This is a genomic window from Sinorhizobium sp. GQ132, from assembly GCF_059758575.1.
In genome coordinates this window covers 1-205 of sequence record NZ_JCAXDX010000085.1, presented here as the reverse complement: position 1 = coordinate 205, position 205 = coordinate 1, and the positions used below count along the sequence as shown (strand labels likewise).

1 protein-coding gene is annotated in these 205 nt (G+C 55.1%); it reads right to left on the bottom strand.

Features of this window, described 5'->3' with window-relative positions; all coding sequences use genetic code 11:
- Positions 1 to 205, bottom strand: a 205-nt coding sequence (locus AC6CIG_RS29835) for a hypothetical protein (RefSeq protein ID WP_498324405.1), incomplete at both ends; no start/stop codon positions are given.

Here is a 205-nt window from a genome sequence, read left to right as displayed (position 1 = left end):
TGACACCTGCTGGAAAATTCGCGGCGGTACCTTTGAGCAGAAGCTGTTCCTCGATTTCGATAAGGCCACCGTCTCCATTCTGCCAAGGCTCGAACCGTCCGAACCAATCGTTCACTACGACGCAGACATTCTCTTTATCTGCCGAGCGCTCGGATTTCTCGCGGGCGTCCTTGTGCCGTACATCGGCAGCGTTGCTCTTGGCATT